Raw genomic sequence first — 26,117 nt, 5'->3', positions numbered from 1 at the left:
CGCCCCGATTTAATTCAGGGCGTGATTCTACCTACTTTTGCCTCACATTAACCGAGCAAAGCACGACCATGATGTCGCAAATGATCTTCGATGAAGCTGGCGATAAAGAAGTAGCTGTGGTCGTAGCCAGGTTGCAGGCGCAGTTCGAGCGGATGGTTGGCCGCCTTGGCTGCTTGCTGCAGCGCCTCTGGCTTGAGCTGCACGGCGAGAAAATCGTCGCGGTCGCCTTGGTCCACCAGCAATGGCAGTTTTTCCGAGGCTTCGCTGATCAGCACGCAGGCATCCCATTCACGCCACTTCGAGCGTTCTTCACCCAAGTAACGGGAGAAGGCTTTCTGGCCCCACGGGCAATCCATCGGGTTGTTGATCGGCGAAAACGCCGACACTGACTGGTAACGCCCCGGGTTGCGCAAGGCACACACCAACGCACCGTGGCCGCCCATGGAGTGGCCGCTGATGCCGCGTTTATCCGAGGCCGGGAAGTGCGCTTCAACCAACGCTGGCAATTCCTGCACCACGTAGTCATGCATCCGATAGTGCTTGGCCCAAGGTTCCTGGGTGGCATTCAGATAAAAGCCCGCGCCGAGGCCGAAATCCCAGGCGTTGTCCGGGTCGCCCGGCACACCCGGCCCACGCGGGCTGGTGTCCGGTGCGACGATGATCAGCCCCAGCTCAGCGGCCATGCGCTGGGCGCCGGCTTTTTGCATGAAGTTCTCGTCGGTGCAGGTCAGGCCGGACAGCCAGTACAACACCGGCAACTTGCCACCCTGCTCCGCTTGCGGCGGCAGGTACACGGCAAAGGTCATGTCGCAACCGAGCACATCGGAATGATGCTTGTAGCGTTTATGCCAGCCGCCGAAGCTCTTCTGGCAGGACAGGTTTTCCAGACTCATGGCCGACCTCAGAAGTGGATGACGGTACGAATGTTGCCCGCCGAAGCTCTTCTGGCAGGACAGGTTTTCCAGACTCATGGCCGACCTCAGAAGTGGATGACGGTACGAATGCTCTTGCCTTCATGCATCAGGTCAAATGCTTTGTTGATGTCTTCCAGGCCCATGGTATGGGTGATAAACGTGTCTAACGGGATCTCGCCGGTCTGGGCCATTTCCACGTAGCTTGGCAATTCGGTACGACCACGCACGCCGCCGAACGCCGAACCGCGCCAGACGCGACCGGTGACCAGTTGGAACGGACGGGTGGCGATTTCCTGGCCGGCACCGGCCACGCCGATGATCACCGACTCGCCCCAGCCTTTATGGCAGCACTCAAGGGCGGCGCGCATCAGTTGTACATTGCCGATGCATTCGAAGGAAAAGTCCACGCCGCCGTCGGTCAGGTCGACGATCACGTCCTGGATTGGGCGGTCGTAGTCTTTCGGGTTGATGCAGTCGGTAGCACCTAGTTGTTTGGCGATTTCGAACTTGGCCGGGTTAATGTCGATGGCAATGATGCGACCGGCCTTGGCCTTGACCGCGCCGATGATGGCCGACAGGCCAATACCGCCGAGGCCGAAGATCGCCACGGTGTCGCCCGGTTTGACCTTGGCCGTGTTGATCACCGCACCGATGCCGGTGGTAACGCCACAACCCAGCAAGCAGACTTTTTCCAGCGGTGCTTCTTTAGGAATCTTGGCTACGGAGATTTCCGGCAGCACGGTGTACTCGGAGAACGTCGAAGTACCCATGTAGTGGAAAATCGGCTGGCCTTTGTAGGAGAAACGCGTGGTGCCATCGGGCATCAGGCCTTTGCCCTGGGTGGCGCGAATGGCCTGGCACAGGTTGGTCTTGCCCGACAGGCAGAATTTGCACTTGCCGCATTCCGGGGTGTACAGCGGGATCACGTGGTCGCCAACGGCCACCGAGGTCACGCCCTCGCCGATCGCTTCAACCACCGCGCCGCCTTCATGGCCGAGGATCGACGGGAAGATGCCTTCTGGGTCGGCGCCCGACAAGGTGTAGGCGTCGGTATGGCACACGCCGGATGCGACCACCCGCAACAGCACCTCGCCGGCCTTGGGCATGGCGACATCCACTTCAACGATCTCAAGGGGCTTTTTCGCTTCGAAGGCTACGGCGGCGCGGGACTTGATCATCCGGGTTTCTCCATGGAATTAAAAACTGAGGCGGTGAGTGTAAAACATGGCCCAGTGATTAATAATCAGGGCGAAAGCAAAACTTTATTGCTGTACAGGGATAATCGACATGCTGGAGAACCGCTGGGAAGGCATCGATGAGTTTGTTGCGGTGGCCGAATGCAGCCAATTCACGGCAGCGGCCGAGCGGCTTGGGGTGTCGTCGTCACATATCAGCCGGCAGGTGGCACGCCTGGAGGAGCGCCTGCAAACGCGGTTGCTGTACCGCAGTACGCGCAAGGTGACCCTGACCGAAGCCGGCCAGACCTTCCTGCAACACTGCCAGCGTCTGCAGGACGGTCGCGAAGAAGCGCTGCGCGCCGTCGGCGACCTCACCAGCGAACCCAAGGGCATGTTGCGCATGACCTGCGCGGTGGCGTACGGCGAGCGCTTTATCGTGCCGCTGGTCACGCGGTTTATGGGGCTCTACCCGCAATTGCGTGTGGATATCGAGTTGAGCAATCGCCAGTTGGACCTGGTGCATGAAGGCCTCGACCTGGCAATCCGCCTGGGCCGTTTGCAGGATTCGCGCATGGTCGCCAGCCGCTTGGCCCCTCGGCGCATGTACCTGTGCGCGTCGCCGTCCTACCTGGCACGGTATGGCCGACCACATAGTTTGTCGGAGTTGAGTCGGCATAACTGCCTGATCGGCAGCTCGGATATTTGGCAACTGGCCCAGGACGGGCGCGAATTTTCTCAACGGGTGCAGGGAAACTGGCGCTGCAACAGTGGGCAAGCGGTATTGGATGCGGCGTTGCAAGGGGTTGGGTTGTGCCAGTTGCCGGACTATTACGTGCTGGAACACCTTCACACTGGCGCGTTGGTGTCGCTGCTGGAAGCGCATCAGCCGCCGAACACGGCGGTGTGGGCGCTGTATCCGCAGCAGCGGCATTTATCGCCCAAGGTCAGGAAACTGGTGGATTTTCTCAAACAGGGCTTGGGTGAACATCCGGTCTATCGGCAATAAACAGCTACCACTTGTTCATGGCCTGGTTGCCGGTAAATAGCCGCACCCAGCGCTGAAAACCCAGCCCGGGTTGGAGGAAGTCAGTGCTTGAAGGTCAGGACGCTTGATAAGCCCGGCGCTGGCGCAGCCACTCGAGGTCTTCGGGGCGGGTGACCTTGATATTGTCCGCGCGCCCTTCGATCAGGCGTGGCGCCTGGCCGGCCCATTCCATGGCCGAGGCTTCGTCGGTGATCACGGCGTCAGCCACCAGGCTGTCGGCCAAGGCCCGGTGCAAGGCGCCCAGGCGGAACATCTGCGGTGTATAGGCTTGCCAGATCAGGCTGCGGTCCACGGTTTCGACCACGCGCCCGTGCTTGTCGGCGCGCTTGAGGGTGTCGCGTGCGGGGACGGCCAGCAAGCCGCCAACTGGGTCGTGCGCCAGTTCAGCCAGGAGTTTGTCCAAGTCATCACGGCCCAGGTTCGGCCGCGCCGCATCGTGCACCAACACCCAGTCGTCGTCATCGGCGCCCAGGGCATTCAGGTGCAGCAGCGCATTGAGTACCGAACCCGAGCGCTCTGACCCACCGTCGGCACGTTGGATACGTGGGTCGGTGGCGCACGCCAGCGTGGGCCAATAAGGGTCATCAGACGCCAGACTGACCACCAGACCCTTAAGCGCTGGATGGTCGAGGAAACAGCCGAGGCTGTGTTCGAGAATAGTGCGCCCGCCCAGTTGCAGGTACTGCTTGGGACGGTCCGCGGCCATACGGGCACCGACGCCCGCGGCAGGAATCACGGCCCAGAAGGCCGGCAAAGGGTGATTCATTGGGCCAACTGGTAGAGGGTTTCGCCCTCCTTGACCATGCCCAATTCATGACGGGCCCGCTCTTCAACGGTCTCCGTACCTTTTTTCAGCTCAAGCACTTCGGCATCGAGGACGCGGTTGCGCTCCAGCAGACGTTCGTTTTCGGCGTGCTGGTCGGCAATTTGCTGGGTCAACTCTTCCACCTGCGCAAAGCTGCCATTACCCACCCATAGGCGGTACTGCAAGCCAGCCAGCAACAAGAGCAAGACGAGGAACAACCAATTGGGACTGCGCATCGAAATCCGGGTATCCAGTAAAAAAAGACAGCCATGCAAAACTTGTTAAGCAACTGATAGCACGAAGCCTGGAAGAACCAGGCTTGTGCTTGGTAGCCATGAGATTAGCGCCGAAAACTACTCTATCGAGATTTTTCGGCTGCGACCTGTCGACTTTTTACCACTTAACAATCAGCCGCGAAACTCGCTGCGACCGTTGTACTTGGCTTTACCTGCCAGTTGCTCTTCGATACGCAGCAATTGGTTGTACTTGGAAACGCGGTCGGAACGGCACAGGGAACCGGTCTTGATCTGCCCAGCCGAAGTGCCCACGGCCAGGTCGGCGATGGTCGAATCTTCGGTTTCGCCGGAGCGGTGGGAGATCACGGCGGTGTAGCCCGCAGCCTTGGCCATCTGGATGGCTTCCAGGGTTTCGGTCAGGGTGCCGATCTGGTTGAACTTGATCAGGATCGAGTTGGCGATCTTCTTGTCGATGCCTTCTTTCAGGATCTTGGTGTTGGTCACGAACAAGTCGTCGCCAACCAGTTGGATTTTCTCGCCGATCTTGTCGGTGAGAACTTTCCAGCCCGCCCAGTCGGACTCGTCCAGGCCATCTTCGATCGAGATGATCGGGTAGCGCTCGGTCAGGCCTTTGAGGTAGTCGGCAAAACCTTCGGAGGTGAACACGTGGCCTTCGCCGGCCAGGTTGTACTTGCCATCTTCGTAGAACTCGCTGGCAGCGCAGTCCAGAGCCAGGGTCACGTCGGTACCCAGCGTGTAGCCAGCATTGGCAACAGCTTCGGAGATCACTTTCAGTGCATCTTCGTTGGACGCCAGGTTCGGTGCGAAACCACCTTCGTCACCCACGGCGGTGCTCAGGCCACGAGCCTTCAGCACAGCTTTGAGGTGATGGAAAATCTCGGTGCCCATGCGCAGGCCTTCGGAGAAGGTCTTGGCGCCAACCGGCTGCACCATGAATTCCTGGATGTCGACGTTGTTATCGGCGTGCTCGCCACCGTTGATGATGTTCATCATCGGCACCGGCATCGAGTAAACACCCGGAGTGCCGTTCAGGTTGGCGATGTGTGCGTACAACGGCAGGTCCTGGTCCTGGGCAGCGGCCTTGGCAGCAGCCAGGGACACAGCGAGGATGGCGTTGGCGCCCAAGCTGCCTTTGTTTTCGGTGTTGTCGAGCTTGATCATCGCGTGGTCCAGGGCTTTCTGGTCCAGCGGGTCCTTGCCCAGCAACAGGTCACGGATCGGGCCGTTAATGTTGGCTACAGCCTTGAGTACACCTTTGCCCAGGTAACGGCTCTTGTCGCCATCACGCAGTTCCAGCGCTTCGCGCGAACCCGTGGAAGCACCGGACGGCGCGCACGCGCTGCCGATGATGCCGTTATCGAGAAGCACGTCGGCTTCGACGGTGGGGTTGCCACGGGAGTCGAGAACTTCACGACCTTTGATGTCGACGATTTTTGCCATTGTTGTAAACACTCCAAAGTTGACGAAAACGACGCAGCTGAAGGAAATCTTTTGACCGACCGCAAGGGTGGAACAACGGGCAGGCTTGCAGGCGACAAGGCTCAGGCCCGCAGGCCCGCAGGCCTGAGCGTAAAGCGAGGGAAAGTCTACCGGAGAAATGGCGCTTACGCGGTCTCTACTGTCGGAAAACTCTTGACCAGTTCGTCCAACTGCTTGAGCTGGGCCAGAAACGGCTCCAGCTTGTCCAGGCGCAGAGCGCATGGGCCGTCGCATTTGGCATTGTCCGGGTCCGGGTGGGCTTCCAGGAACAGGCCCGCCAGCGACTGGCTGATGCCTGCCTTGGCCAGGTCCAGCACTTGGGCACGCCGCCCGCCGGCGGAGTCGGCGCGACCACCGGGCATTTGCAGCGCGTGGGTCACGTCGAAGAAAACCGGATATTCGAACTGTTTCATGATGCCGAAACCGAGCATGTCCACCACGAGGTTGTTGTAGCCGAAGCTCGAACCACGCTCGCAGAGGATCAACTGGTCGTTACCCGCTTCCACGCATTTGCTCAGGATGTGCTTCATTTCCTGGGGCGCGAGGAACTGGGCTTTCTTGATATTGATCACAGCGCCGGTCTTGGCCATGGCGACCACGAGGTCGGTCTGGCGCGACAGGAAGGCTGGCAGCTGGATGATGTCGCACACCTCGGCGACCACGGCAGCCTGCTCAGGCTCGTGGACGTCGGTGATGATCGGCACGCCGAAGGCTTGCTTGATGTCCTGGAAGATCCGCATGCCTTCTTCAAGGCCCGGGCCGCGATAAGAGGTCACGGACGAACGGTTGGCCTTGTCAAAGCTGGCCTTGAACACGTAAGGGATACCGAGTTTCTCGGTCACCTTTACGTACTCTTCACAGACCTGCATCGCCATGTCGCGGCTTTCCAGCACGTTCATGCCGCCGAACAGCACCATGGGCTTGTCGTTGGCAATCTCGATGTCGCCTACGCGAATGATCTTCTGGGCCATCAGGTTTACGCCTTCTTCTGATGTTGCGTCAGTGCAGCTTTAACGAAACCGCTGAACAATGGGTGACCGTCGCGCGGGGTCGAGGTGAACTCAGGGTGGAACTGGCAGGCCACGAACCACGGATGATCCGGAGCCTCGACCACTTCAACCAGCTTGCCATCACCGGAGCGACCGGAGACTTTCAGGCCGGCTTCTTTGATTTGCGGCAGCAGGTTGTTGTTCACTTCGTAACGGTGACGGTGACGCTCGACGATCACGTCCTTGCCATAGCAATCGTGAACCAGCGAGCCAGACTCCAGCAGGCAATCCTGCGCGCCAAGGCGCATGGTGCCGCCCAGGTCGGAGCTTTCGGTGCGGGTTTCAACGGCGCCGGTAGCGTCTTCCCACTCGGTGATCAAGCCCACGACCGGGTGGCCGCTGGTGTGATCGAACTCGGTGGAGTTGGCGTCTTTCCAGCCCAGCACGTTACGGGCAAACTCGATAACGGCCACTTGCATGCCCAGGCAGATACCCAGGTACGGCACTTTGTTTTCACGGGCGAACTGCACGGCGGTGATCTTGCCTTCCACGCCACGCAGGCCGAAACCGCCGGGCACGAGGATCGCGTCAACACCTTCGAGCAGCGCGGTGCCCTGGTTCTCGATGTCTTCGGAGTCGATGTAGCGCAGGTTGACCTTGGTGCGGTTGCTGATACCGGCGTGGCTCATCGCTTCGATCAGCGACTTGTACGCATCCAGCAGCTCCATGTACTTGCCGACCATGGCGATGGTGACTTCATGCTCAGGGTTGAGCTTGGCGTCGACCACGGCTTCCCACTCGGACAGGTCCGCACCGTTGCACTGCAGGCCGAAACGCTCGACCACAAAATCATCCAGGCCTTGCGAGTGCAGGATGCCCGGGATCTTGTAGATGGTGTCGGCGTCTTCCAGGGCAATCACCGCACGCTCTTCAACGTTGGTGAATTGCGCGATCTTGCGACGCGAGGAAATGTCGATCGGGTGATCGGAGCGGCACACCAGCACGTCCGGCTGCAGGCCGATGGAACGCAGTTCCTTGACCGAGTGCTGGGTAGGCTTGGTTTTGGTTTCGCCAGCGGTGGCGATGTACGGTACCAGTGTCAGGTGCATCAGCATCGCGCGCTTGGCGCCGACTTCGAAACGCAACTGGCGGATAGCTTCGAGGAACGGTTGGGATTCGATGTCACCCACGGTGCCACCGATCTCGACCATCGCCACGTCAGCATCGCCTGCACCCTTGATGATGCGGCGCTTGATTTCGTCGGTGATGTGCGGGATCACCTGAATGGTTGCACCCAGGTAGTCACCACGGCGCTCTTTGCGCAGCACGTGCTCGTAGACGCGGCCGGTGGTGAAGTTGTTGTTCTGGGTCATGGTCGTGCGGATGAACCGCTCGTAGTGGCCCAGGTCCAGGTCGGTTTCGGCGCCGTCGTGTGTGACGAACACTTCACCGTGCTGGAACGGGCTCATGGTGCCCGGGTCAACGTTGATGTACGGGTCCAGCTTGAGCATGGTGACCTTAAGTCCCCGCGCCTCCAGGATGGCCGCCAATGAAGCGGAGGCAATGCCTTTCCCCAATGAAGAAACAACACCGCCCGTGACGAATATGTAGCGCGTCATGAAAAACCCTAGAAGTCTGCGTTAAAGCGGTCCGAGCCGCCGGGGAAAGCGAAGGAAGGCCGAAGCCCCCGATCACCTGCATTAATCACAGTGCACCTTTCAAAAAAACCGCCGCGTTGTGACAGACCAGCAATGAAACACCGGTACGTTGATCGCTACACATTTTTTGGAATCGCCCAGCAAAGACTGCTTGGTAATCGGCAACTGCTGCGATTCAGTCGAATCCACAGAAGTTGTATCAAGAAGGGAGCGTAGTCTACCGGAAAGGCTCTATCAGCTCAAACCTTGATCGCAAGTCTGTGGCATCCAATCCAATTGCCAGTCACGCGGCGGCATGGCCCATAGCCCCGCAAGGCTTGGGACAGCCAGCAATTGCTCACCCTGATAGAGCAGCGGCAATCTGCCACGCACGAAGCCCGGCAACCCACATTCGTTAAGCAGACGCTTCAAGTCACGCCGGCCCCGACCTGGCACTTCAATGATTTCGCCGCCCTGGCGGTAACGGACCGCAAACGGGCCTTCGGGGGCCTTGCCGATAAATTTCAGCTGGCCATTGCCGGGTAACTCTAGTGGGTTTTGCGGGCAGGGCCAGCTCACCGATGCGTCGGAAAATTCCGACCAAGTGGTGGGCAACCACCAAAGGCGTTCGCCGCAACGATGCAACTGACCATCGGCCAGGCGCCACAGCGGCTGTGCGTCGCCCTTGGCGTCACGCAAGGAATACCAGCCGGCCCAGTGGTCGCTGTCGGGTAAACGGGTCAGCGGTATCAGCCAGTGGCGCAGGACGTTGCGTTGACGGGCGTCGGAAAGCTCGCGCAATGGCGCAAGCACCAGCGACGGCAAAGCCAGCCAGGGAAACGGCGAAGGTTGATCGGCGGCTTGCAGGTCCATGCGCGCCAACTCGTCGAGCAGGCCTTGGGCTTCGCTCAGATGCTCAGCAGTGCGAGCCAGGCTGGAAACTGCTTGGGGCCAACGCTGCGTCAGCGCGGGGAAAACACGGTGACGCAGGTAATTACGCGAGAAGCGTGGATCAGCATTGGAGGGATCTTCGATCCAGGCCAACTGATGCTCACGGGCGTAGGCTTCCAATTCAGCACGCGAGGCTTTCAGCAGCGGCCGCACCAAGTGGCCACCCGCCAAAGGGCGATGTGCGGGCATTGCCGCCAACCCGCGCACGCCGGCCCCACGCAGCAGGCGAAACAACAAGGTTTCAGCCTGATCGTCGCGATGCTGCCCGGTGAGCAACACCTCCCCTGCCCCGGTGGCCTCACTAAACGCCTGATAACGCGCGTCACGCGCTGCACGCTCAAGGCTGGCGCCGGGCTGGACGTGCACGCGCATCACCCGCAAGGGCACGCCCAGGCGGTCACATACTGCTTGGCAATGACTGGGCCAGGCGTCGGCGGCAGCTTGCAGGCCATGGTGGACATGGATTGCGCTGAGTGGTGGAAGAGTGTCGGTGTTTGCCAGGGTGGCCAGGAGGTGCAGCAGAACGGTGGAGTCCAGACCACCCGAGAATGCGATATGCCAGGCCGAGGCGCTGCGCCAGGGAGCCAGGGTTTGCAGAAGTTTGGCAGATAGGACCGATGTCATCGAAGCACCCCGAGCATGATCGTCCGGCCCTGTAAACCCAATCAAAAATGTGAGAGCTGGCTTGTGTGGCAGCCGGCGGTTCGGCGCTTCGACTTGCCCGCGATGCAGGCACCTCGGTGCATCAGTGAGACCGAGGCGATGCTATCGCAGGCAAGCCAGCGCCCACACAAGCCTGCCCCCACATAGAGGGGTGTGGTAGCGTCGACTTTAGAGACCGTAGCTCATCAGGCGCTCGTAACGACGGGCCAGCAGCGCCTCGTTATCGAACTTCTTGAGCATCGCCAGTTGCGAGCCCAGCTCCGCGCGGATGGTCGCGGCCGCGGCGGCCGGGTCGCGGTGGGCGCCGCCCAATGGCTCGGCGATGACTTTATCAACGATACCCAAGCCCTTGAGGCGATCAGCCGTGATGCCCATGGCTTCAGCAGCGTCCGGCGCTTTTTCGGCGGTTTTCCACAGGATCGAGGCGCAACCTTCCGGCGAGATCACCGCGTAGGTCGAATATTGCAGCATGTTCAGTTGATCGCAGACGCCAATGGCCAGTGCACCGCCGGAACCACCCTCACCAATCACGGTGGCGATGATCGGGGTTTTCAGGCGCGCCATGACACGCAGGTTCCAGGCAATCGCTTCGCTCTGGTTGCGCTCTTCGGCGTCGATGCCTGGGTAAGCACCCGGGGTGTCGATGAAGGTCAGGATCGGCATCTTGAAGCGCTCGGCCATTTCCATCAGGCGGCACGCCTTACGGTAGCCTTCAGGGCGCGGCATGCCGAAGTTGCGACGAACTTTCTCGCGCACTTCACGGCCTTTCTGGTGACCGATCACCATCACCGGCTGGTCGTCCAGGCGAGCGATACCGCCCACGATGGCCGCGTCGTCGGAGAAGTGGCGGTCGCCGTGCAGCTCGTCGAACTCGGTGAAGATGTGCTGAATGTAGTCCAGGGTGTACGGACGGCGCGGGTGGCGAGCCAGGCGCGCGATCTGCCAACTGGTCAGCTTGCCGAAGATGTCTTCGGTGAGCGTGCTGCTCTTGTCTTGCAGGCGAGCGATCTCATCGCCGATATTCAGCGAATTGTCATTGCCGACCAGGCGCAATTCTTCAATCTTGGCTTGCAGGTCAGCGATCGGCTGTTCGAAATCAAGAAAATTCGGGTTCATAAGCGTCCGTCTTGGGTCGACGGCCAAGGAGTGCCTGGCCAGCCGGTTGTCTATTCGCGCCCTACCTTAAGGGAGAGGCGTGTTTAGGTCGAGATTAAATGTTCAGTCGAGATCAGACATATCTGACCGTCAACGGTATTGGAGGAAGACGTTGTCTCGCCCGAACTGGTCACGCAAAGCTTGAATCAAGCCATCAGCGGGATCAATTCGCCACGTCTCCCCGAACTGCAACATCGCCTTGGCGTCATTGCCGGTGTACTCCATGGTCACCGGGCACGCGCCACGGTGGCGCTTGAGCAGGTCACCCAACCAGCGTAGCTGATCGCCCTTAAGGGCTTCGGTCTTGACCTTCAAACGCAGGCTTTCGGCGAGGTTGGTGCGCGCATCTTCCATGCTCATCACCCGCTTGATTCGCAGGCGCAGGCCGCCGGAGAAGTCGTCGTTGCTGACCTCCCCTTCCACCACCACCATCGCATCAGTCTGCAGCAACGACTGTGCGGAATGGAAGGCGTCGGCAAACAGCGAGGCCTCGATCCGGCCCGAGCGGTCGTCGAGGGTGATAAAGCCCATCTTGTCGCCCTTCTTATTTTTCATCACCCGCAGGGCGATGATCATGCCAGCGACGGTCTGAGTGTCTCGCGCCGGTTTCAGGTCGATGATGCGCTGACGGGCGAAACGGCGGATTTCGCCTTCATATTCGTCAATCGGGTGACCGGTAAGGTACAGGCCCAGGGTGTCTTTCTCGCCCTTGAGCCGTTCCTTGAGGGTCAGCTCCTTGGCCTTGCGGTGGTTGGCGTACACATCCGCGTCTTCTTCAACGAATAACCCGCCAAACAGGTCGGCGTGACCGCTGTCGTGGGTGCGGGCAGTCTGCTCGGCGGCCTTGATCGCTTCTTCCATGGCGGTCAGCAGCACTGCACGGTTGCGGTCGATATTCGCTTGGTAAGCCTTCGGCTCATCATGGAAATACGGGCCGAGACGGTCGAGTGCGCCGCTGCGGATCAAACCATCGAGGGTGCGTTTGTTGATGCGTTTAAGGTCAACCCGCGCACAGAAGTCGAACAGGTCCGTGAACGGCCCATTCTGGCGCGCTTCGGTAATGGCTTCCACTGGGCCTTCGCCCACCCCTTTGATCGCGCCCAGGCCATAAATGATGCGGCCTTCGTCGTTCACCGTGAACTTGAACTCAGAGGCGTTCACGTCCGGCGCGTCGAGGCGCAGCTTCATGGTGCGCACTTCCTCGATCAAGGTCACGACCTTGTCGGTGTTGTGCATATCCGCCGAGAGTACCGCGGCCATGAACGGCGCCGGGTAGTGGGCTTTCAGCCAAGCGGTCTGGTACGACACCAGGCCGTAGGCGGCGGAGTGAGATTTGTTGAAGCCATAACCGGCGAATTTTTCTACCAGGTCGAAGATGTTACCGGCCAGGTCCGCGTCGATATTGTTGGTGGCGCAACCTTCAATGAAACCGCCGCGCTGCTTGGCCATTTCCTCGGGCTTTTTCTTACCCATGGCGCGACGCAGCATGTCTGCACCGCCGAGGGTGTAACCGGCCATGACCTGGGCGATCTGCATCACCTGTTCTTGATACAGGATGATGCCGTAAGTCGGCGCCAGTACCGGCTTGAGGCCTTCGTATTGGTAGTCGGAGTGCGGGTACGCCAGTTCGGCGCGACCGTGCTTACGGTTGATGAAGTCATCCACCATGCCCGATTGCAGCGGGCCGGGACGAAACAGTGCCACCAGTGCGATCAAGTCTTCCAGGCAGTCGGGCTTGAGCTTTTTGATCAGCTCCTTCATGCCGCGCGACTCGAGCTGGAACACCGCCGTGGTTTCGGCTTTTTGCAGCAACTGGTAGGTCGGTTTGTCGTCCAGCGGGATAAAGGCGATATCCAGCGGCTCTTCGTTGACCTTAGCGCGCTCGCGGTTAATCGTCTTCAGCGCCCAGTCGATGATGGTCAGGGTCCGCAGGCCGAGGAAGTCGAACTTCACCAGGCCGGCGGCCTCAACGTCGTCTTTGTCGAACTGGGTAACCAGGCCGCCGCCTTCTTCATCGCAATAAATCGGCGAGAAGTCGGTGAGCTTGGTCGGCGCAATAACTACACCGCCGGCGTGTTTACCGACGTTACGCACCACACCTTCGAGCTTACGCGCCATGTCCCAGATTTCGGCAGCTTCTTCATCAACCTTGATGAAGTCACGCAGGATTTCTTCCTGCTCATAGGCCTTTTCCAGGGTCATGCCGACTTCGAACGGGATCATCTTCGACAAGCGGTCCGCCAGGCCGTAGGACTTGCCCTGCACCCGCGCCACGTCACGAATTACCGCCTTGGCCGCCATGGAACCGAACGTGATGATCTGGCTGACCGCGTTGCGGCCGTATTTCTCGGCCACGTACTCAATCACGCGGTCGCGACCGTCCATGCAGAAGTCGACGTCGAAGTCGGGCATGGAAACCCGTTCCGGGTTCAGGAACCGTTCGAACAGCAGGTCATATTCCAGCGGGTCGAGGTCGGTGATCTTCTGCACGTAGGCCACCAGCGAACCGGCACCTGACCCCCGGCCCGGACCTACCGGCACGCCGTTGCTCTTGGCCCACTGGATAAAGTCCATCACGATCAGGAAGTAACCGGGGAACCCCATCTGGATAATGATATCCAGCTCGAAATTCAGCCGGTCAACGTAGACCTGGCGTTTGGCCTCGTAATCTTCAGTGGTGTCCTTGGGCAGCAGAACGCTGAGGCGATCTTCCAGACCATCGAAGGACACTTTGCGGAAATACTCGTCGATGGTCATGCCATCGGGAATCGGGAAGTTGGGCAGGAAGTGCTTGCCCAGCTTCACTTCGATGTTGCAGCGCTTGGCGATTTCGACGGAGTTTTCCAGGGCCTCGGGCAGGTCGCTGAACAGCTCGGCCATCTCGTCGGCGCTTTTGAGGTACTGCTCTTCGCTGTAGTTCTTCGAGCGGCGCGGGTCATCCAGGGCCCGGCCTTCGCCGATGCACACGCGGGTTTCGTGGGCCTCGAAATCTTCCTTCTTGATAAAGCGCACATCGTTGGTCGCGACCAGCGGCGCACCCAGCTTGTCAGCCAGGCCCACGGCGGCGTGCAGATGCTCTTCATCATTGGGGCGGTTGGTACGTTGGACTTCCAGGTAGAAACGGTCGGGGAAAACCGCCATCCACTCGCGGGCCAGCACTTCGGCTTCCTGCGGGTTGCCGCCGAGCAGCGCGATACCGATCTCGCCCTCTTTGGCCGCCGAGAGCATGATCAAGCCCTCGCTCGCTTCGGCCACCCACTCGCGCTCGATGATGATCGAGCCGTTACGCTGGCCGTCGATAAAACCGCGGGAAATCAGTTCGGTGAGGTTGCGATAACCCACGCCGTTCATCGCCAACAGGCTGATGCGGCTCAGGGGGTTATCCGGGTCTTTGTTGGACAGCCACAGGTCGGCGCCACAAATCGGCTTGATGCCGGCGCCCATGGCGTTCTTGTAGAACTTGACCAGGGAACACATGTTGTTCTGATCGGTCACCGCTACCGCAGGCATGTTCATGCCCACCAGGGTTTTGACCAGCGGTTTGATCCGTACCAGGCCGTCGACCAGGGAGTATTCAGTGTGCAGGCGCAGGTGAACGAATGAAGCCGGCATAGTGATCCTGTCTTAAACTTAGAAACAACAAAACCCGGAAATCCGGCATTTAAAGCTACTGCGCTTGGAAGCGTTGACGGGCCTTGAGCAAAACATCAGCCTCGCGACTAAACCTCGCCGAGGCTCTCACGCAACTCGTAAGCCTGACGCACCGGGGCGAACGAACGGCGGTGGATCGGTGTAGGGCCGAGGCGAGCCAAGGCTTCCAGATGAACGGGCGTCGGGTAGCCTTTATGGCCGCCGATGCCATAGCCGGGGTAGATCAATTCGAACGCGGCCATTTCACGATCACGGCTGACCTTGGCCAAGATCGAGGCCGCGGCAATGGCTGGAACCTTGCTATCGCCCTTGACTACCGCCTCTGAGGGCATTGCCAATTTCGGGCAACGGTTGCCGTCGATCATTGCCATTTTTGGCGTGATGTGCAGGCCTTCCACCGCGCGCTGCATGGCCAGCATGGTGGCGTGGAGAATATTCAGCTCGTCGATTTCTTCGACTTCGGCCCGAGCGATATGCCAGCTCAGGGCTTTTTCGCAGATCTCGTCGTACAGTTTTTCACGACGGGCTTCGGTGAGTTTTTTCGAATCGTTGAGGCCGAGGATCGGGCGGTTCGGATCAAGAATCACCGCCGCCGTAACGACTGCGCCACACAACGGGCCACGCCCTACTTCGTCAACACCCGCCACCAGTTCGTGGGCTTGGGCAACCAGGCTGAAATCCAGGCCCATTTGCTTCGTCATAAGGCTTCCTGTTTATGGCCGATCAAGGTCAGCACAGCATCTGCCGCCTGGTTCGACGCATCACGGCGCAGGGTACGGTGAATGTCGTCGAAACCACGGGTCTGCTCTTCGCCGCCATCGATCAAGGGTAGTAGAGTTTGCGCAAGCGCCTCAGGCGTTGCATCGTCCTGCAACAACTCCGGCACCAGCAGACGCTGAGCCAGCAGGTTGGGCAAGGAGATGTAAGGACTTTTGACCATACGCTTGAGAATCCAGAAGGTCAGCGGCGCCAGGCGATAAGCCACAACCATTGGGCGCTTGTAGAGCAAGGCCTCCAGTGTGGCGGTGCCCGATGCGATCAGTACCGCATCGCAAGCCGCCAGGGCCAGGTGCGATTGACCCTCCAGCAAGGTCACCGGCAGGTTGCGTGCTTCAAGCAGCGTTTCGATTTGTGCACGGCGTTGCGGGCTGGCACACGGCAACACGAAACGTATGCCAGGCTTCAACGTCTGCAGGCGCTCGGCGGCATCAAAAAACAGCGCCCCCAGACGGCCCACTTCACCACCACGACTGCCCGGCATCAGCGCGACGAGAGGACCGTCGGCCAGGCCTAGCTCAGCACGGGCGGCGGCGCGGTCGGCCTGCAAGGGAATGGTGTCGGCCAGGGTGTGGCCGACAAATCGGACCGGCACGCCCTTCTCTTCGTAAAACTTGGCTTCGAACGGCAGCAAAGTCAGCATCAAGTCGCAGCCTTCACGGATCTTCAGCACCCGCTTCTGACGCCACGCCCATACCGATGGGCTGACGTAGTGCACGGTCTTGATCCCGGCCTGACGCAACTTGAGTTCGATATTGAGGGTGAAATCCGGCGCATCGATTCCGATAAAAACGTCAGGCTTTTCTTCGATCAGGGTCTGAATCAGCAGCTTGCGGCGAGCCAGAAGCTCACGCAGACGGCCCAACACTTCGACCAGCCCCATGACCGACAGACGCTCCATGGGAAAGTAAGACGTGAGACCTTCGGCCTGCATGAGCGGGCCACCCACGCCGATAAACTCCACCGCAGGGTGCTGGGCCTTGAGGGCCCGCATCAAACCGGCGCCCAGAATATCGCCTGAAGCTTCTCCGGCGACCAGCGCGATACGCAGACTAGCCATGATTAGCGAGTGATGCCGCGAGTCGAAGCCTGGATCGAGTCACGGAATATCGCGACTTCCGGGAACAACGCGGCAGGCTCGGTCAGTTCGGTCAGCGCTTGGTCAACCGTCAGCCCCTGGCGGTAAACCACTTTATAGGCCCGACGCAGCGCGTGAATCGCCTCTTCGCTGAAACCGCGACGGCGCATGCCTTCGAAGTTCATGCTGCGCGCCTCGGCCGGGTTGCCGAACACGGTGACGAATGCAGGAACGTCCTTGCCGATCGCAGTGCCCATGCCGGAAAAGCTGTGGGCGCCGATATGGCAATACTGGTGCACCAGGGTGAAGCCGGACAGGATCGCCCAGTCGTCAACGTGCACATGGCCTGCCAGCGCAGTGTTGTTGACCAGGATGCAATGGTTGCCGATCACGCTGTCATGGCCGATGTGCGCATAGGCCATGATCAGGTTGTGATCACCCAAGGTAGTTTCTGCACGATCCTGCACCGTGCCACGGTGAATGGTCACGCCTTCTCGGATGATGTTGTGGTCACCGATTACCAGGCGCGTTTCTTCACCTTTGTACTTCATGTCCGGAGTGTCTTCACCTACCGAGGAAAACTGGTAGATGCGATTGTGTTTGCCAATCCGGGTCGGACCTTTAAGGATCACGTGTGGCCCGATGACAGTCCCCTCGCCGATTTCAACACCTGCGCCGACGATCGACCAAGGGCCGACCTCAACGTCGGCGGCCAGAACGGCCGACGGATCGATGATTGCGCGAGGGTCAATCAAACTCATAGTTTGCGTTCCGCACAGATGATCTCAGCGGAGCACACCGGCTTGCCGTCCACCGAGGCCTGGCATTCGAACTTCCAGATCTGGCGCTTGCAGCTGATGAACTTGGCTTCCAGGATCAACTGGTCACCCGGGGTGACCGGGTTGCGAAAGCGCAATTTGTCGGAGCCCACGAAATAGTAAAGCGTGCCATCGGCAGGCTTGAGGTCGAGCATTTTAAAACCAAGGATGCCGGCAGCCTGGGCCATCGCTTCGATGATCAACACGCCCGGCATGATTGGATGCGCAGGGAAGTGACCGTTGAAGAATGGTTCGTTGATGCTGACATTCTTGTAGGCACGAATGCGCTTTTCCTCGACGTTGAGGTCCACTACACGGTCCACCAGCAGGAACGGGTAACGGTGAGGCAGGTATTCGCGAATCTCGTTGATGTCCATCATTTCGGGGGGAAGCCTGTAATAAAGATTGGGGGCGGGCGGACTAAACGCACGCCCCGCTAGCAAATCAAGGAGGCAGTCTAGCGGCTGTGCACACTTGATATGGAAATGGTATCAGCCTTCTGATGAAGCATTACCGCCAGGGGTCACGTCCCCAACACGCTTTTCCAGCTGTTTAAGGCGTCTAGCCATGTCGTCAAGCTGCCTCAAGCGCGCTGCACTCTTGCGCCATTCAGCCGCAGGCTGCATGGCGGTACCGGATGAGTAGGCGCCTGGCTCGGTAATCGAGTGGGTCACCATGGTCATGCCGGTAATGAAGACGTTGTCGCAAATATCGATATGCCCCACCAGCCCAACGCCACCGGCGAGCATGCAATGCTTGCCGATTTTGGTGCTGCCGGAGATCCCTACGCAGGCGGCCATGGCGGTGTGATCGCCAATCTGCACGTTATGGGCGATCTGGATCTGGTTGTCGAGCTTCACACCGTTACCGATCACGGTATCGGCCAAGGCCCCGCGATCCACAGCAGTGTTGACGCCGATTTCCACGTCATCGCCGATCAATACGCCGCCGACCTGAGCAATCTTGTGCCAGACACCTTTGGAGTTGGCAAAGCCAAAACCTTCGCCACCGATCACAGCGCCGGACTGAATGACCACCCGCTCACCGATACGCACGTCGTGGTACAGGGTGACGCGAGGCGCCAGCCAACCATCAGCACCGATTTCGCAGCGCGCGCCGATAAAGCAATGCGCACCCACGGTGACGCCGGCAGCAATGCGGGCACCACTCTCGATCACCGCAAATGCGCCAATGCTGGCCGCAGGGTCAACCTCGGCATCATCGGCGATGACGGCCGATGGATGAATACCACCCGCGGCTTTGGGCTTTGGATCGAACAGGTGCGACGCCCGGGCGTAAGCCAGGTAAGGATCGGCCACCACCAGCGCATCCCCGGTAAACCCTTCAGCATCGGCGGCCTTCAGCAAAACGGCTGCGGCTTGGCTGTCGACCAGGTATTTACGGTATTGGGGATTTGCGAGGAAGCTCAACTGAGCTGGGCCAGCCTCCTGCAAGGTGGCTAGCCCAGTGATTTCTTTCTCCGGGGAGCCATTCAAGGTGGCCCCCAGGAACTCGGCCAACTCGCCGAGTTTGATAGTCGCGGTCATGGCTTACTTCAGCTGGTTCATGCGCTCGATCACCTGGCGGGTGATGTCGTATTGAGGCTTGACGTCAATGACGGCGCCGCGCTCGAACACCAAGTCAAAGGCACCTTTCTTGATGACTTCTTCCACAGCGCTGTCGAGTTTCGGCTTGAGCTGCTTGAGCATTTCACGGTCAGCAACGGCTTTGGCTTCGTTCAGCTCCTTGGACTGGAACTGATAGTCACGGGCCTTTTGCTTGAATTCAAGCTCCAGACGCTCACGCTCGCCTTGCTGCATTTTGTCGCCACCGGCTACCAGACGGTCCTGAATGCCTTTGGCGCTGCTTTCCAGCGTCTTGAGCTTGGTCAGTTGCGGACCAAACTTCTTCTCGGCATCCACGGCGTATTTCTTGGCCGCGTCAGATTCCAGCAGAGCCATCTGATAGTTCAGGACGGCGATTTTCATTTCGGCGAAGGCCGGGGTGGTTACCAGCACGGTGGCCAGCAGAACCAATTGAGTCAACTTACGCACGATGTACTCCTACAGAATCCGTTGTCGTTATCTTGGGTCAGACGCTTAGAACGTCTGGCCGAGGGAGAATTGGAAAATCTGGGTTTCAGCGTTATCCGGTTTCTTGATCGGCATGGCCAGAGCAAAGCTCAGCGGGCCAAGCGCGGTCACCCAGGTCACACCAACACCCACAGAGCTGGCCAAGTTACTCAGGCTGACGTCGTTGCACTGAGTCTGGGACTTCACGCCGCTCGGGTTGGTGACCTGCTGACACTTGGAATCGAACACGTTACCCACGTCCCAGAACAGCGAAGTCCGCAACGAACGCTGATCCTTGACGAATGGCAGTGGGAACAGAAGCTCCGCACCACCCTGGATCAACACGTTACCACCGAACGCCAGAGGGTCATTGTTGGAGTCAACGGTGGTGCCCTGGTTACCGGTTACAGCCTGACCACGGCTTGGGGTACCACGTGGGCCCAAGGTGCTGTCTTTGAAGCCACGCACCGAGTTGAAGCCACCGGCATAGTAGTTCTCGTAGAACGGCAGCCCATTGGTCGAACCATAACCGTCGCCATAACCCAGCTCAGTGTGCAGGCGCATGGTGTAGTTATCGCTCAGCGGCTGGAACAACTGGCCACGGTAGTCGAGTTTGAAGAACGACAGGTCGCTGCCCGGCGTAGTGGCTTCCGCAGTCAAGCTTTGGGAATGACCACGGGTTGCCAGCACACCTTTGTTCAGGGTGGATTCCGACCAACCGACCGAAGCCTTGAAGTTCAGGAACTGATCACCCTCGCGACGCGTGAAGTCGAAAATCTCGTCCGTGGTGTAAACACCAGTCTTGATTTTGTCCTGCTGTGCAGTAAAGCCGAAGGTCAGGCGCGAAGTTTCGCTGATCGGGTAACCGATGTTGACACCGGCACCAAGACTGTCGATCGCATAGCTCGCAACGTCAACGTTAAGGTCTTTGTAGTCAGTGGTTCGGTAAAAGGCGTTGTAGCCCAGGCTCACACCGTCAGCAGTCCAGTAGGGGTCCACATAACCGAAGTTATAGCGGCTCTGGTATTCGCTTCGGGTCAGGCCGATGGAAACTTTGTTACCGGTACCGAGGAAGTTGTTCTGGGTGATCGAGCCACCGAGGATCAGGCCGGCACTCTGTGCGAAGCCGACGCTGGCGGTGATCGAGCCCGACGCTTGTTCTTCAACGGCGTAGTTCACGTCGACCTGGTCATCCACACCCGGTACGGCCGGGGTTTCAACGTTGACTTCTTTAAAGAAGCCCAGGCGTTCAAGACGGGTCTTGGACTGGTCGATCAGGTAAGTCGACGCCCAGCCACCTTCCATCTGGCGCATTTCACGACGCAGCACTTCGTCCGCAGACTTGGTGTTGCCACGGAAGTTGATGCGGTTCACGTAGGCACGCTTGCCTGGGTCGACGACGAAGGTGATGTCCACAGTGTGGTCATCATCGTGCGGAGTCGGAACGCCGTTGACGTTGGCGAAGGTATAGCCTTCGTTACCCAGACGACGGGTGATCAGCTCGGAAGTAGTGGTCATCAGCTTGCGCGAGAACACTTGGTTCTTCTGCACCAGCAACAGCGCCTTGACCTGGTCTTCAGGTACTTTCAGGTCGCCGCTGAGCTTCACGTCACGAACGGTGTATTTCTCGCCTTCGTTGACGTTCACAGTAATGTAGACGTGCTTCTTGTCCGGGGTGATGGACACCTGGGTCGAAGCGATATCCATGTTGATATAGCCACGGTCCAGGTAGTACGAACGCAGACGCTCCAAGTCACCAGAGAGCTTTTCACGGGCGTACTTGTCATCGTTCTTGAAGAACGACAGCCAGTTGGTGGTCTTGAGCTCGAACAGGTCGATCAGGTCGTCATCAGCGAACTTGGTGTTGCCCACCACGTTGATGTGCTGAATTGCCGCCACGGTGCCTTCGTTGATGTTGACCTTCAGGCCGACACGGTTACGAGGCTGGGGGACCACTTCAGTTTCCACGGACGCTGAGTAGCGACCCTGGGCAACGTACTGACGTTGCAGTTCGTTACGCACACCTTCAAGGGTGGCGCGCTGGAAGATCTCACCCTCGGCAAGGCCGGATTGCTTGAGACCCTTCATCAAGTCTTCAGTGGAGATCGCCTTGTTACCCTCGATCTCGATACTGGCGACGGAAGGTCGCTCGACGACAGTGATGACCAGGACGTTGCCTTCGCGACCCAGTTGGATATCTTGAAAGAACCCGGTTTTGAACAGCGCACGAGTGGATTCCACCAGGCGACGATCATCCGCCTGTTCCCCGACGTTCAACGGCAAGGCACCAAACACGCTACCGGCGGAAACCCGCTGGAGGCCGTTGACGCGAATATCGGAGATAGTGAAGGACTCGGCGTGAACTTCGGCGATCATCAATACGGTGAGAACCGCAGTTAGCAGCAGACGTTTCATGAAGTCCTTTCTTATTCCAACTGGCAATAAACAAACTGCCGCAAAATGCGGCAGATTCGCAATTCAGCGAAGCGTTACAGTCGTCCCAGATCGTTGACCAGAGCTAACAACATCACTCCGACCACCAAACTGATACCGATCTGTATCCCCCAACCCTGCACCCGATCCGACAAGGGGCGCCCACGCACCCACTCGACCAGATAAAACAACAGATGCCCCCCATCCAATACTGGGATGGGCAGCAAATTCAGAACTCCAAGGCTAATACTCAGATAAGCCAGGAAATTCAGGAAATCCGCGACACCCGACTGGGCAGAAGCGCCCGCCACTTTAGCAATGGTTATCGGTCCACTCAAGTTTTTTACCGAGAGCTCGCCGAACAACATTTTCTTGAGCGATTCGAGGGTCAGCACACTCATTGTCCAAGTGCGCTTTGCACCCTCACCAATCGCCGCCAAAGGCCCGAAACTGACCTCGCGCACCATCGACGGTGGCCACTCGACACCTTTCACCCCTGCACCGAGATACCCCCCGGCTGCCTTGGCTTCCCCACGAACCGACAAGGTCACGGGGACGTCGATTTGAGCACCATCGCGCTCAACTTTCAGCACAATTTTGGTATCAGGGCGTACACGCACCAGATCGACCACTTGCTGCCAGTCACCCAGCGCCTGACCATCAAGGGCCAACAGACGGTCGCCGGTTTTCAGGCCGGCAGCCTGCGCCGGGCCCTTCGGATCCAGCTCGGCGAGCACCGGCGGCAACGCCGGGCGCCAAGGACGAATACCCAGGGACTTGATCGGATCAGGTTCGTCCGCCCCTTTAAGCCAATGGTCCAGAGCCAATTCGCGCGGCGTCTCGGCAGTGGAATCCTGTTCGCGCACCACTACATTGATGGTGCCGCTTTCACCCATGCGGCGCACCAACTGCAAATTGACAGCGCCCCACCCGGTGGTCGGCTCGCCATCAATAGAAACAATTTCTTGCCCGGCGACCAGGCCAGCCTTGGCCGCCATGCTGTCCGACTCGACTGCGCCGATGACCGGGCGCACCTGCTGGCTGCCCATCATGGCCAAGACCCAGAAAAACACTATCGCCAACAAGAAGTTGGCGATCGGGCCGGCCGCAACAATAGCGATACGCTGACGAACGGTCTTGCGGTTGAAGGATTGGTCCAGCTGATCAGCAGGCACTTCGCCTTCGCGCTCATCGAGCATCTTGACGTAGCCACCCAACGGGATGGCCGCAATCACGAACTCAGTACCACGCCGGTCGTGCCAACGTAGCAACGGCATGCCGAAACCGACGGAAAAGCGCAGTACCTTGACGCCGCAACGACGCGCCACCCAAAAGTGGCCGAATTCGTGGAAGGTAACCAGCACACCCAGAGCAACCAGGGTGCCGACGATCATGTAGAGCGCACTCATCTAATTTCTCCGCATTCCAATCCAATGCCTGAGGGCTCAAACCTGCCCACAGACTAACGCGCGTTGCGGTTCAACCACTGCTCAGCCAGCGCACGGGCCTTGGTATCCGCCTCGAACACTGCGCCCAAATCATCCACTGCTACCACCGGCTCAAGACTCAGAACGTCCTCGATGATACTCGCGATCTGCGGAAAGCGAATACGCTGCTCGAGAAACGCCGCCACCGCTACCTCATTGGCCGCATTGAGCATCGCCGGCGCGCTGTTACCCGCCTCGGCCGCCTGACGCGCCAGGCGCAGGCATGGAAAGCGCTGCTCGTCCGGCGCTTCGAAGTCCAGGCGTGCAATGGCGAACAAATCCAACGGTGCCACGCCGGAGTCAATCCGTTCCGGCCACGCCAGGGCGTTGGCGATTGGCGTACGCATGTCGGGGTTGCCCAACTGAGCCAACACCGAACCATCCACGTAGTCGACCAGGGAATGAATCACACTTTGTGGATGGATTACCACCTCGACCTGATCAGGCCGCGCGTCGAACAGCCAGCACGCCTCGATCAACTCCAGGCCTTTGTTCATCATGCTCGCCGAATCCACGGAGATTTTTCGCCCCATGGACCAGTTCGGGTGTGCACAGGCTTGATCTGGCGACACATGTTCAAGATCAGCCAGCGGAGTCTGCCGGAACGGGCCACCGGAAGCCGTAAGAAGAATCCGCCGCACACCCACCTGGCTCAGACCACGGGCAAAATCACCGGGCATGCATTGGAAGATCGCGTTGTGCTCGCTATCCAGAGGCAGCAGAACGGCACCGCTTTTGCGTACCGCCTGCATAAAGAGTGTGCCGGACATGACCAGCGCTTCTTTATTCGCCAGCAGGATCTTCTTGCCCGCGTCGACTGCCGCCAGCGTCGGGCGCAAACCTGCCGCCCCGACAATGGCCGCCACAACGGTGTCGACTTCGGAGTCCGCCGAGACCTGGCACAAGCCCTCCTCGCCCACCAACACCTGCGTGGCAAGGCCGGCGGCGCGCAGATCATCCTGCAAACCACGTGCGCCAGCTGCTTGCGGCACGACCGCAAAGCGTGGCGCATGGCGCACGCACAGAGCCAGCAACTCACTTAAACGCGTGAAGCCGGTCAGGGCGAACACTTGGTAACGATCCGGATGACGAGCAATCACATCCAGCGTGCTCAGCCCGACCGAGCCGGTCGCACCTAGCACGGTTACCTGCTGCAGGCGGCTCACGAAGCGGTCATCCACAACAGCACGGCAAAGACCGGGATCGCCGCGGTAAGGCTGTCGATACGATCCAGCACGCCGCCATGGCCCGGCAGCAGGTTGCTGCTGTCCTTGATCCCGGCCTGGCGCTTGAACATGCTTTCAGTGAGGTCGCCCACCACCGAGATAAACACCACGACAGCCGTACCCAACAGGGCCAGGAGTATTTCCTTCACCGACCAGTCGCGCACAACCCCCACAACCAGCGTGATCACCAATGTGAATGCCAGGCCGCCGTAAACACCTTCCCAGCTCTTGCCCGGACTGACTGACGGCGCCAGCTTGCGCTTGCCGAAAGCCCGGCCCGAGAAATAGGCACCGATATCAGCCCCCCAGACCAGCACCATCACCGCCATGATCAGCCAGTTACCCATTGGCGAATTCTTGATTTCCACCAACCCTTGCCAGGCCGGCAGCAGAATCAACAAACCAATCACTAACTTGCTGGCCACACTCGACCATTGGCTACTCGTACGCGGGTAGGTCAGCACCAGGAAGGTCGCCAGCGCCCACCACAGTACCGCCGCGCCCAACACCCAAGGCACGACAATGCTTGAGAGCGTATGCATGAGAAACAGCAGCAGCGCCACCACAGCGGCGTACACCACACGCGGCAACTGCTCGCTGAAGCCCGCCAGGCGCGCCCATTCCCAGGCACCCAGGGTCACGACCAGGCCGATAAACAGCGCAAAGCCGGAACCGTCGAGCAGAAAAAAACCGCACAAGGCAATCGGCAGCAGGATCAGTGCTGTGATGATTCGTTGTTTAAGCATTTAAACCCGGGCTCCAGCTTCGATCTGCTCGCTCGTTTTACCGAAGCGACGCTGACGGGAAGCGAAATCGGCCAGCGCATTGCGCATGGCATCGTGTTTGAAGTCCGGCCAGAACAGGTCGGAGAAGTACAGCTCGGTGTAGGCCAGTTGCCACAACAGGAAGTTGCTGATGCGGTGCTCGCCACCGGTACGGATGCACAAGTCCGGCAACGGCAGGTCGCCGGTTACCAGGCAGGTTTGCAACAGTTCGGGCGTGATGTCGTCGGGCCGCAGGTGCCCGGCCTGCACTTCGCGGGCAAGCCGCTGCGCTGCCTGGGCGATATCCCACTGGCCACCGTAGTTGGCTGCAATCTGCAGCACAAAACGGTTGGCACCCGCGGTAATGGCCTCGGCTTCGCGCATGGCCGCTTGCAGCTCCGGATGGAACCGCGAGCGATCACCAATGATGCGCAGGCTGATGTTGTTGTCGTTGAGGCGCTTGGCCTCACGACGCAGCGCCTTGAAGAACAGGTCCATCAAGGCACTGACTTCTTCGGCGGGCCGCTGCCAGTTCTCGCTGGAGAAGGCAAACAGGGTCAACACTTCAACCTTGGCCTCGGCGCACACCTCAATCACGGCGCGCACCGCATCGACACCCGCTTTATGCCCGGCAACGCCCGGCATAAAGCGTTTCTTCGCCCAGCGATTATTCCCATCCATGATGATCGCGACATGGCGCGGCACCACGGAGGGCACAGTCTGCTTGGTCTTTTCCAT

At 59.4% G+C, this 26,117-nt stretch carries 22 protein-coding genes; 1 reads left to right on the top strand and 21 read right to left on the bottom strand.

Annotated features, from left to right (window positions below):
• Window positions 1-47: 47 nt before the first annotated feature.
• Both fghA and GJU48_RS06115 read right to left on the bottom strand, forming a co-directional pair.
• On the bottom strand, window positions 48-893 hold the full coding sequence (gene fghA, locus GJU48_RS06120) for an S-formylglutathione hydrolase (RefSeq protein ID WP_078047218.1): 846 nt from the start codon (window positions 891-893) through the stop codon (window positions 48-50).
• Between the two features lie 86 nt (window positions 894-979).
• Window positions 980-2,092, bottom strand: a complete 1,113-nt coding sequence (locus tag GJU48_RS06115) for an S-(hydroxymethyl)glutathione dehydrogenase/class III alcohol dehydrogenase (RefSeq protein WP_012722612.1) — start codon at window positions 2,090-2,092, stop codon at window positions 980-982.
• Between the two features lie 109 nt (window positions 2,093-2,201).
• On the opposite strand from GJU48_RS06115, the gene GJU48_RS06110 reads away from it, so the two are divergent.
• Complete coding sequence (locus GJU48_RS06110; protein ID WP_094950037.1) at window positions 2,202-3,098, top strand: LysR substrate-binding domain-containing protein; 897 nt, start codon at window positions 2,202-2,204, stop codon at window positions 3,096-3,098.
• A gap of 94 nt (window positions 3,099-3,192) precedes the next feature.
• Here the strand turns inward: GJU48_RS06110 and ispD are convergent, their stop codons facing one another.
• The 19 genes from ispD to uppS form a co-directional block, all read right to left on the bottom strand.
• The gene (gene ispD, locus GJU48_RS06105) at window positions 3,193-3,903 is read right to left on the bottom strand and encodes a 2-C-methyl-D-erythritol 4-phosphate cytidylyltransferase (protein WP_094950039.1); all 711 of its coding nucleotides are present in this window, start codon (window positions 3,901-3,903) and stop codon (window positions 3,193-3,195) included.
• A complete protein-coding gene (gene ftsB / locus GJU48_RS06100; protein WP_057723188.1) occupies window positions 3,900-4,178 on the bottom strand; it encodes a cell division protein FtsB in 279 nt (92 codons plus the stop codon). Before ftsB ends, ispD begins: the two co-directional genes overlap by 4 nt.
• Window positions 4,179-4,349: 171 nt before the next feature.
• Window positions 4,350-5,639 carry a phosphopyruvate hydratase gene (gene eno / locus GJU48_RS06095; protein WP_094950040.1) on the bottom strand — a complete coding sequence of 430 codons (1,290 nt, stop codon included), beginning with the start codon at window positions 5,637-5,639 and terminating at the stop codon, window positions 4,350-4,352.
• Between the two features lie 164 nt (window positions 5,640-5,803).
• Window positions 5,804-6,649 (bottom strand): 3-deoxy-8-phosphooctulonate synthase, encoded by an 846-nt coding sequence (kdsA, locus tag GJU48_RS06090; protein WP_064451165.1) that lies wholly within the window; start codon window positions 6,647-6,649, stop codon window positions 5,804-5,806.
• Window positions 6,650-6,654: 5 nt separating this feature from the next.
• On the bottom strand, window positions 6,655-8,286 hold the full coding sequence (locus GJU48_RS06085) for a CTP synthase (RefSeq protein WP_094950041.1): 1,632 nt from the start codon (window positions 8,284-8,286) through the stop codon (window positions 6,655-6,657).
• A 273-nt stretch (window positions 8,287-8,559) separates the two neighbouring features.
• Window positions 8,560-9,879, bottom strand: a complete 1,320-nt coding sequence (gene tilS, locus GJU48_RS06080; RefSeq protein WP_094950042.1) for a tRNA lysidine(34) synthetase TilS — start codon at window positions 9,877-9,879, stop codon at window positions 8,560-8,562.
• A gap of 207 nt (window positions 9,880-10,086) precedes the next feature.
• The gene (locus tag GJU48_RS06075) at window positions 10,087-11,034 is read right to left on the bottom strand and encodes an acetyl-CoA carboxylase carboxyltransferase subunit alpha (RefSeq protein ID WP_064451162.1); all 948 of its coding nucleotides are present in this window, start codon (window positions 11,032-11,034) and stop codon (window positions 10,087-10,089) included.
• 129 nt (window positions 11,035-11,163) lie between these two features.
• Window positions 11,164-14,685, bottom strand: coding sequence for a DNA polymerase III subunit alpha (dnaE, locus tag GJU48_RS06070; protein WP_094950043.1), 3,522 nt, complete (start codon window positions 14,683-14,685; stop codon window positions 11,164-11,166).
• Window positions 14,686-14,792: 107 nt separating this feature from the next.
• Entirely contained in the window at window positions 14,793-15,425 is a 633-nt protein-coding gene (rnhB, locus tag GJU48_RS06065; RefSeq protein WP_094950044.1) for a ribonuclease HII, read from the bottom strand.
• Window positions 15,422-16,561 (bottom strand): lipid-A-disaccharide synthase, encoded by a 1,140-nt coding sequence (lpxB, locus tag GJU48_RS06060; protein ID WP_094950045.1) that lies wholly within the window; start codon window positions 16,559-16,561, stop codon window positions 15,422-15,424. The genes rnhB and lpxB overlap by 4 nt, the downstream gene beginning before the upstream one ends.
• 2 nt (window positions 16,562-16,563) lie before the next feature.
• The gene (gene lpxA / locus GJU48_RS06055) at window positions 16,564-17,340 is read right to left on the bottom strand and encodes an acyl-ACP--UDP-N-acetylglucosamine O-acyltransferase (protein WP_094950046.1); all 777 of its coding nucleotides are present in this window, start codon (window positions 17,338-17,340) and stop codon (window positions 16,564-16,566) included.
• Complete coding sequence (fabZ, locus tag GJU48_RS06050; RefSeq protein WP_003172281.1) at window positions 17,337-17,777, bottom strand: 3-hydroxyacyl-ACP dehydratase FabZ; 441 nt, start codon at window positions 17,775-17,777, stop codon at window positions 17,337-17,339. The genes lpxA and fabZ overlap by 4 nt, the downstream gene beginning before the upstream one ends.
• Before the next feature lie 111 nt (window positions 17,778-17,888).
• Window positions 17,889-18,944: a UDP-3-O-(3-hydroxymyristoyl)glucosamine N-acyltransferase gene (gene lpxD, locus GJU48_RS06045; RefSeq protein WP_094950047.1), complete on the bottom strand. Its 1,056-nt coding sequence runs from the start codon at window positions 18,942-18,944 to the stop codon at window positions 17,889-17,891.
• 3 nt (window positions 18,945-18,947) lie between these two features.
• Complete coding sequence (locus GJU48_RS06040) at window positions 18,948-19,451, bottom strand: OmpH family outer membrane protein (protein ID WP_003172279.1); 504 nt, start codon at window positions 19,449-19,451, stop codon at window positions 18,948-18,950.
• A 45-nt stretch (window positions 19,452-19,496) separates the two neighbouring features.
• Entirely contained in the window at window positions 19,497-21,884 is a 2,388-nt protein-coding gene (gene bamA / locus GJU48_RS06035; RefSeq protein ID WP_094950048.1) for an outer membrane protein assembly factor BamA, read from the bottom strand.
• A gap of 74 nt (window positions 21,885-21,958) precedes the next feature.
• On the bottom strand, window positions 21,959-23,311 hold the full coding sequence (gene rseP, locus GJU48_RS06030) for a sigma E protease regulator RseP (protein ID WP_094950049.1): 1,353 nt from the start codon (window positions 23,309-23,311) through the stop codon (window positions 21,959-21,961).
• A 53-nt stretch (window positions 23,312-23,364) separates the two neighbouring features.
• The gene (gene ispC, locus GJU48_RS06025) at window positions 23,365-24,555 is read right to left on the bottom strand and encodes a 1-deoxy-D-xylulose-5-phosphate reductoisomerase (protein ID WP_094950050.1); all 1,191 of its coding nucleotides are present in this window, start codon (window positions 24,553-24,555) and stop codon (window positions 23,365-23,367) included.
• Window positions 24,552-25,361, bottom strand: a complete 810-nt coding sequence (locus tag GJU48_RS06020) for a phosphatidate cytidylyltransferase (protein WP_094950051.1) — start codon at window positions 25,359-25,361, stop codon at window positions 24,552-24,554. The genes ispC and GJU48_RS06020 overlap by 4 nt, the downstream gene beginning before the upstream one ends.
• The gene (uppS, locus tag GJU48_RS06015) at window positions 25,362-26,117 is read right to left on the bottom strand and encodes a polyprenyl diphosphate synthase (RefSeq protein ID WP_016974405.1); all 756 of its coding nucleotides are present in this window, start codon (window positions 26,115-26,117) and stop codon (window positions 25,362-25,364) included.

Origin of the sequence: Pseudomonas sp. IB20 (assembly GCF_009707325.1) — a bacterium.
In the GTDB taxonomy this organism is placed as follows: domain Bacteria; phylum Pseudomonadota; class Gammaproteobacteria; order Pseudomonadales; family Pseudomonadaceae; genus Aquipseudomonas.
The sequence above is the reverse complement of the archived record's forward strand: the minus strand, read 5'-3'. Positions and strand labels throughout refer to the sequence as shown.

What these genes read in the sequence shown, in the direction of transcription:
- rnhB (WP_094950044.1), bottom strand. Translation starts at nt 15,425, where the DNA reads ATGACGAAGCAAATGGGCCTGGATTTCAGCCTGGTTGCCCAAGCCCAC.
- tilS (WP_094950042.1), bottom strand. Translation starts at nt 9,879, where the DNA reads ATGACATCGGTCCTATCTGCCAAACTTCTGCAAACCCTGGCTCCCTGG.
- lpxB (WP_094950045.1), bottom strand. Translation starts at nt 16,561, where the DNA reads ATGGCTAGTCTGCGTATCGCGCTGGTCGCCGGAGAAGCTTCAGGCGAT.
- kdsA (WP_064451165.1), bottom strand. Translation starts at nt 6,649, where the DNA reads ATGGCCCAGAAGATCATTCGCGTAGGCGACATCGAGATTGCCAACGAC.
- ftsB (WP_057723188.1), bottom strand. Translation starts at nt 4,178, where the DNA reads ATGCGCAGTCCCAATTGGTTGTTCCTCGTCTTGCTCTTGTTGCTGGCT.
- fabZ (WP_003172281.1), bottom strand. Translation starts at nt 17,777, where the DNA reads ATGATGGACATCAACGAGATTCGCGAATACCTGCCTCACCGTTACCCG.
- dnaE (WP_094950043.1), bottom strand. Translation starts at nt 14,685, where the DNA reads ATGCCGGCTTCATTCGTTCACCTGCGCCTGCACACTGAATACTCCCTG.
- GJU48_RS06110 (WP_094950037.1), top strand. Translation starts at nt 2,202, where the DNA reads ATGCTGGAGAACCGCTGGGAAGGCATCGATGAGTTTGTTGCGGTGGCC.
- bamA (WP_094950048.1), bottom strand. Translation starts at nt 21,884, where the DNA reads ATGAAACGTCTGCTGCTAACTGCGGTTCTCACCGTATTGATGATCGCC.
- lpxD (WP_094950047.1), bottom strand. Translation starts at nt 18,944, where the DNA reads ATGACCGCGACTATCAAACTCGGCGAGTTGGCCGAGTTCCTGGGGGCC.
- fghA (WP_078047218.1), bottom strand. Translation starts at nt 893, where the DNA reads ATGAGTCTGGAAAACCTGTCCTGCCAGAAGAGCTTCGGCGGCTGGCAT.
- GJU48_RS06115 (WP_012722612.1), bottom strand. Translation starts at nt 2,092, where the DNA reads ATGATCAAGTCCCGCGCCGCCGTAGCCTTCGAAGCGAAAAAGCCCCTT.
- GJU48_RS06020 (WP_094950051.1), bottom strand. Translation starts at nt 25,361, where the DNA reads ATGCTTAAACAACGAATCATCACAGCACTGATCCTGCTGCCGATTGCC.
- rseP (WP_094950049.1), bottom strand. Translation starts at nt 23,311, where the DNA reads ATGAGTGCGCTCTACATGATCGTCGGCACCCTGGTTGCTCTGGGTGTG.
- ispD (WP_094950039.1), bottom strand. Translation starts at nt 3,903, where the DNA reads ATGAATCACCCTTTGCCGGCCTTCTGGGCCGTGATTCCTGCCGCGGGC.
- eno (WP_094950040.1), bottom strand. Translation starts at nt 5,639, where the DNA reads ATGGCAAAAATCGTCGACATCAAAGGTCGTGAAGTTCTCGACTCCCGT.
- GJU48_RS06085 (WP_094950041.1), bottom strand. Translation starts at nt 8,286, where the DNA reads ATGACGCGCTACATATTCGTCACGGGCGGTGTTGTTTCTTCATTGGGG.
- GJU48_RS06075 (WP_064451162.1), bottom strand. Translation starts at nt 11,034, where the DNA reads ATGAACCCGAATTTTCTTGATTTCGAACAGCCGATCGCTGACCTGCAA.
- uppS (WP_016974405.1), bottom strand. Translation starts at nt 26,117, where the DNA reads ATGGAAAAGACCAAGCAGACTGTGCCCTCCGTGGTGCCGCGCCATGTC.
- lpxA (WP_094950046.1), bottom strand. Translation starts at nt 17,340, where the DNA reads ATGAGTTTGATTGACCCTCGCGCAATCATCGATCCGTCGGCCGTTCTG.